2 protein-coding genes, 1 pseudogene and 1 riboswitch are annotated in these 2,441 nt (G+C 34.9%); of the genes and pseudogenes, 2 read left to right on the top strand and 1 reads right to left on the bottom strand.

The annotated features are described in order from the left end of the window. Window positions 1–125 precede the first annotated feature (125 nt). Window positions 126–565: pseudogene (psiE, locus tag BHE89_RS14675) on the top strand (phosphate-starvation-inducible protein PsiE). Window positions 566–711: 146 nt separating this feature from the next. Then, the gene (gene rlmA, locus BHE89_RS14680) at window positions 712–1,482 is read left to right on the top strand and encodes a 23S rRNA (guanine(745)-N(1))-methyltransferase (RefSeq protein ID WP_128860591.1); all 771 of its coding nucleotides are present in this window, start codon (window positions 712–714) and stop codon (window positions 1,480–1,482) included. 140 nt (window positions 1,483–1,622) lie between these two features. Here rlmA and mntP read toward each other — a convergent pair whose 3' ends face one another. Next, entirely contained in the window at window positions 1,623–2,210 is a 588-nt protein-coding gene (gene mntP / locus BHE89_RS14685) for a manganese efflux pump MntP (protein ID WP_069367597.1), read from the bottom strand. An 84-nt stretch (window positions 2,211–2,294) separates the two neighbouring features. Next, window positions 2,295–2,408, bottom strand: a riboswitch (yybP-ykoY riboswitch). Window positions 2,409–2,441 lie beyond the last annotated feature (33 nt).

Below are 2,441 nucleotides of genomic sequence, written 5' to 3' on the forward strand. Positions count from 1 at the left end.
TATTGCGATTATTGCGTCATTATTTTGGGTGTTTTGGCGCTAAAAGATAAAAAAATGGTGTGGTAAATGTGTAAATCCATTAAAATTGTCTAATAGACCTTTTATTATTTTTACACATCACGGGAATGATACCGATAGGTTATAGTTTATATGAAAAATCAAGCGAAGACTTACTGAAATGTATTGCCACTATATTACAGTGGGTGCTTAACATTGGATTGCTTATTTTAGCAATTGTATTGGTCAGTTTTCTTATCAAAGAAACGTATGTCATTGCTTCATTATTATTTAATTTAGGTGCAGAAGAGTCCTCTTATCAATTACTAGAAGGTATTTTGATCTACTTTCTTTATTTTGAGTTTATTGCACTTATTGTTAAGTATTTTTTTATCTGGTGGACATTTTCCTCTTAGATATTTTATTTATATTGGAATAACCGCAATAGTGCGTTTTAATTATTGTTGAGCATAAAGACTCCGTTGATACGCTAATTCAATCAGGTGCAATATTACTGTTAGTTGTTGCGTTATTTATCGCTAACACTGAAAAATTAAAACGAACTTGATTCAACGATAAGTTGTGCTCAACAAGCGATTCAGCATAGAAAGCATGACTTAAAATTAAAAATAAAGAGTCAGGTTTTCCGCAAGATTGGGAGAGGTATGTTATTATCTCTCCTAATTCTATTCTGGGTTATACAAAAATATTACTATGTCTTATCAATGTCCATTATGTTATCAGGCACTTTTTCTTCAAGCTCACAGTTGGGTTTGTGAAAATAATCATCAATTCGATTGTGCTAAAGAAGGGTATGTCAATTTGTTGCCAGTGCAATTTAAACGCTCAAAAGAGCCTGGTGATAGTGCTGAAATGATAAGCGCACGCCGTGCATTTTTAGATGCAGGCTTTTATCAGCCAATGCGAGATAAAGTGGCTGAGTTAATACAAACATTATTGCCTGAAGATAACAGCGCTGTATTGGATATTGGCTGTGGTGAGGGTTATTACACTAACCAGCTCTATCAAAACCTAAAATTGCTTAATCCACAAATATACGGTTTAGATGTTTCTAAGGTTGCCATTAAATATGCAGCTAAACGCTATTCATCAATTCATTTTTGTGTAGCATCAAGTCAACGTTTACCTTTTTGTGATGCTTCTTTAAATGCGGTTGTCCGTATTTACGCCCCTTGTAATCATGATGAATTAGCAAGAGTTATTGTGCACAATGGTTATATTGTTACGGTTACACCCGCTCCTCGCCATCTTTATCAGTTAAAAGCACTGATTTATTCAGAAGTACATCTTCATCCATTAAAAGAAGAATATTTTGATGGGTTTAATAAAGTGTCTGAACATCAAGTTGCTTATATGATGAATTTAAATGGTAAACAAGCTTTTGATTTATTACAAATGACACCATTTGCATGGCGTGCAAGTGAAGAAGTAAAACAGACATTAGCGGAAAGTAAAACGCTTTGAATGTGAAACAGATTTTTTTAATTCGAGTCTATCAACGCCATGCTTAATAAAGTGAAATAAAAGGTATTTAGTTAAACTAATAAAAAAGCTTAGGTTGTAATATTTTAAACCTAAGCTTTTTTTATATGCTTTATTCGTGATTATTTTGCGTACATAAATAATTCTAAGTGTTCAAATACAATATTAAAGCCGATAGCAATTAATACGATCCCACCAATAATCTCTGCTTTTTTTCCAAGTACTGGACCAATATAACGGCCAATTAACATACCCAAAGTTGCCATGATCATGGTCATCATACCAATTGTCATTGCAGTATGAACAATATTTACTTGAAGGAATGCTAAACCGACACCAATTGCCATTGCATCAAGACTTGTTGCAATTCCTGTTGCGATTAAAGACAGTGAGCCGTGGCGTTGTGGGGCTTCTTCTTCACAAGGGCAATTATCACCACGTTTTAAGCTTTGGTAAATCATTCGACTACCAAGAACAAACAATAATCCAAAGGCAACCCAGTGATCCCATTGAATAATATATTGGCTTGTATATAAACCTAGTGCCCAACCAATAACAGGTGTGCTGGCTTCAATAATACCGAATATAAATCCAGTACGGAGTGCTTCACGAAAACGAGGTTTGTGTAATGTGGCACCTTTACAGACAGCGACAGCAAATGCGTCCATGGAAAGGGCTAGGGCGAGAATGATAGTTGCGTAGAAACTCATAATAAAGCCTCGGTTGGGGTATTTCCATATACACACAATTGACCCCCAACCAAAGAAGTACAATCATGTGTCTATGGTCTTGCCAACCGTATTACGGCATCTGTACCACGCTAGATGAAAATAAGCGAGTATGTTGATACAGATTTCTTAAAATAATATTTTTTATTTTAAGACAGGCTACTCCCCAATGACTTGGTGCAGAAGATAACATATTATTTCTGAAAGGCAACA

This window comes from Shigella sp. FC1967, assembly GCF_001743005.1.
Lineage (GTDB): Bacteria > Pseudomonadota > Gammaproteobacteria > Enterobacterales > Enterobacteriaceae > Proteus.